General features: G+C 57.7%; 4 protein-coding genes. 1 reads left to right on the top strand and 3 read right to left on the bottom strand.

What is annotated here, in order from left to right:
* On the top strand, positions 1-363 hold a 363-nt coding region (locus tag GSQ94_RS05105), incomplete at its 5' end, for a helix-turn-helix transcriptional regulator (RefSeq protein ID WP_158942225.1).
* 45 nt (positions 364-408) lie between these two features.
* On the opposite strand, the gene GSQ94_RS05100 is transcribed toward GSQ94_RS05105, so the two are convergent.
* The 3 genes from GSQ94_RS05100 to GSQ94_RS21280 form a co-directional block, all read right to left on the bottom strand.
* A complete protein-coding gene (locus GSQ94_RS05100) occupies positions 409-1,194 on the bottom strand; it encodes an alpha/beta fold hydrolase (RefSeq protein WP_216843014.1) in 786 nt (261 codons plus the stop codon).
* Positions 1,195-1,782: 588 nt separating this feature from the next.
* Positions 1,783-2,307 (bottom strand): biotin/lipoyl-containing protein, encoded by a 525-nt coding sequence (locus GSQ94_RS05095; protein WP_158942224.1) that lies wholly within the window; start codon positions 2,305-2,307, stop codon positions 1,783-1,785.
* The coding region (locus GSQ94_RS21280; RefSeq protein ID WP_254063660.1) for an acetyl-CoA carboxylase biotin carboxylase subunit at positions 2,268-3,259 on the bottom strand (992 nt) is incomplete at its 5' end. The genes GSQ94_RS21280 and GSQ94_RS05095, both read right to left, overlap by 40 nt.

Raw genomic sequence — 3,259 nt, 5'->3', positions numbered from 1 at the left:
GAGGCAAATCGCATAGGCTGGCTCGGAGGTTTGGGTGATGAGCGCATTGGACGTGTCCTGAGTGCTATGCACGCTGATCCCTTTCGGCATTGGACGGTTCAGTCATTCGCCAAAATTGCAGGAATGTCACGGTCCATCTTTGCGGAACGCTTCACAAGAACTGTCGGGGAGTCTCCTCTGCGCTATCTGTCACGATGGCGACTCACCTTGGCCGCCGACCAGCTTCGTAGCAGCGGACTGAATGTAACAGAAGTGGCATATCGGAGCGGCTACGCTTCGGACGCGGCGTTCAGCCGTGCCTTCAAGGCCCACTTCGGATATGCCCCAAGCGAGCTCAAAAACCGGCAGGCGACGCATTCATAGCGTCGCCTGCTGTAGTTCTTCTCTTTGCAATGGACCGGCTGCACTTTATCGTTGAGCGGAACGCTCTATATCGTCGGCCAAGCCATTTGGATCGGTGAGGAAGGCTGTATGGCCTGTCTGGAGCGTAAACTCAGCACGCACCGGTGTGTTGGCTACCATCTGTGCTTGAAAGGCGGGGCTAATGACCTGGTCATAGGCTGTGTGGATATAGACCTTATCCACCTTGCCAAAGTTCGCACCGGTGACCTTCACAGGCGTCGCGAGCGGCGCCAGAGGCTCATCGAGAATCAGATCCGGGATTGCCTGGCGGAGCGCCTCAGGTGCGCCGTTCGCAAAGAGGTCTGCACGAGATGCATAGTCAATTGAGGCGATCCCCTTTTCCTTCTCGATTTGCAGATGCGGGCCAATCTTGGCATCGGCGTCTTTCTGCGCCATGGAAACCAGCGAATCGTCGTTTTGCGGCAAGTAGGCGGCAAGGAAGACCAACGTTTTAATCTTCTTCGGTGTTTGTTCCGCCGCGGCAGAGATAACAATGCCGCCAAAGCTGTGGCCTACAACGACTGCGGGGCCGTTTGTGGCGTCAAGGGCCTTTATGACGGTGTCCCGATATAAATCGAGGCTTACCTTGTCAGGCGGCATAGGGTTACTCGGGCGACCTGGCAGATCGACAACCACTACCTTATAGCCATCAGCTTTCAGCTTCGCGGTGACATGGCCCCAAACCTGCGAATCCTCGAAGGCACCATGGACGAGCACGATGGTCGGCTTTTGTGCAGCCTGGGCTACTGGGCCGAGGGCAAACATCGATGAAGCGAGAGCAGCAATAAACATTCTCATATTCGTAAAATCCCCTTTGTTCCTTGGCATCAGAAGGATACCCGTGAATCCAAGGTAGATCCGGGCCAAACAATAGCCCATACCGCAGGCTCTTGGTTTTATGATCGAAAGTCCGGATCTCCGGCGGGAGCGCCAACCGGAAAAGAACGTCAAGTCAGCGGCTAATCGAGGAAACCCAAGTCCTCATAAACGCGCTCGTGTTGAGCGATTGGCGTTTCGATGAATGAGAAATTGCCGCTGCAGTCTCACCTCGACATTCAAACCTGTCAAGCCCCAAACCCACAAACACCGCGTCAATACAGTGGATTCGTGTGGCGCATCAGATATAGTCCAATATCTACAATGGTAGAGAGGCATAAATATTTAGGGAATAGCAAGAAGCCTCAGTTAGCTGTAACTGATTGATTCGAAGTATTTTGCGCATAACCATAATAGAATCAATATTTTGCAGACACTAACCTTCCGCAAGTTTATGACTCTAAAGATTTTGCTCGCAAAATACCCAGCGTGGGGGAGGGGAGGGGTCCACGGTGGCAAAGAAGAGGAAAGGCACACCAGCAACGCATCGGAAAGAGACTTCAGCTACTCAACCACGATCAGAACATCCCCTGAGCCCACCGCATCGCCTACACTCACCGCAATCTTGCCCACACGTCCAGCCTTCGGCGACTTCAACTCATTCTGCATCTTCATCGCCTCGATCACGATGAGCCCCTGCCCCTCTTCTACCGCATCGCCCACCGCAACCACCACCCTCACCACGCGGCCAGGCATGGGAGCCTTCACCGGCCTCGGCCCATCAGTCCCTCCACCCCCGCCGTGCCGGCCCTGCAGCGACCGCGGATCGGCAACTTCAAATCCGAACCGCTGCCCGCCAATTACAACCCCGTCACCATCCAGCACGCACCGGTACTGCCGTCCATCGATCAACAAGGAAAGCACCCCGGCCTGCAGCACCTTCACATCTACCGCAACCGGCCGTCCATCGACAGAGCACTCCATCGCCCCACCGATCTCCGCCGGCAGCTCAACCCTTCGCTTCTCTCCCTCGACCTCAAGCCAGACCGTCACAGCCGCAACCCCTCCCGCCGCCCTGCAACGGCCCACCGGCTCTCCTCAGAAGCGGCGGCCACAGCCGTCGTCTGCCGCCGCGCAGAAGCGGTAAACAGCGCCGCCGCCAGCGCCACCACATCTTCAGGAACATCCTCCCGCACCGGGGCAGCCCCCTCAGCCAGAAGCCTCTCCAGATATCCCGTATCGATCCGCGCCTTACGGAAGTCTTCATCCATCAAAATGCGCCGAAACAGTCCGATATTGGTCTTGATCCCGCCGATAACGTACTCCTCCAGCGCCCGCAGCATCCGGTCGATGGCCTGCTCCCGCGTCTCCGCAAACGCCACCAGCTTCGACAGCATCGGATCGTAGTCGAGCGGCACCGTCCAGCCCTCATACACCGCGCAGTCCTCCCGAATCCCCGGCCCGCTCGGCTGAATCAACCGCGTAATCAACCCCGGCGACGGGAAAAAATGATTCTCCGGATCCTCCGCATAGATCCTGCACTCGATCGCATGACCCCGTAGCCGCACCTCGTCCTGCTTCAACGGCAAGGGCTCACCCCCCGCCACCAGCAGCTGCAAATGCACCAGATCTAGCCCCGTCACCATCTCGGTCACAGGATGCTCCACCTGCAGCCGCGTATTCATCTCCAAAAAGTAAAAGTTCTCCTCGGCATCCACCAGGAACTCCACCGTCCCCGCATTCACATATCCTGCCGAAAGCGCCAGCCGAACTGCAGCCTCGCCCATCCTTCGCCGCAGATCCTCACTCACCACCGCCGAGGGAGCCTCTTCGATCACCTTCTGATGCCTTCGCTGCACCGAGCACTCCCGCTCGCCCAGATACAGGCAGCTCCCATGCTCATCAGCCACCAACTGGATCTCGATGTGCCTCGGCCGCTCGATCAGCTTCTCCAGGTAAACCTCACCCGACCCGAAGCTCCGCTCCGCCTCACTGCTCGCAGCAGTAAACGCTGCTGCTAGATCCTCCGCCCGCGTCACCG

The sequence above is a fragment of the Granulicella sp. S190 genome, assembly GCF_009766095.1.
GTDB lineage: Bacteria > Acidobacteriota > Terriglobia > Terriglobales > Acidobacteriaceae > Edaphobacter.
This window is presented reverse-complemented; position numbering and strand designations above follow the sequence as displayed.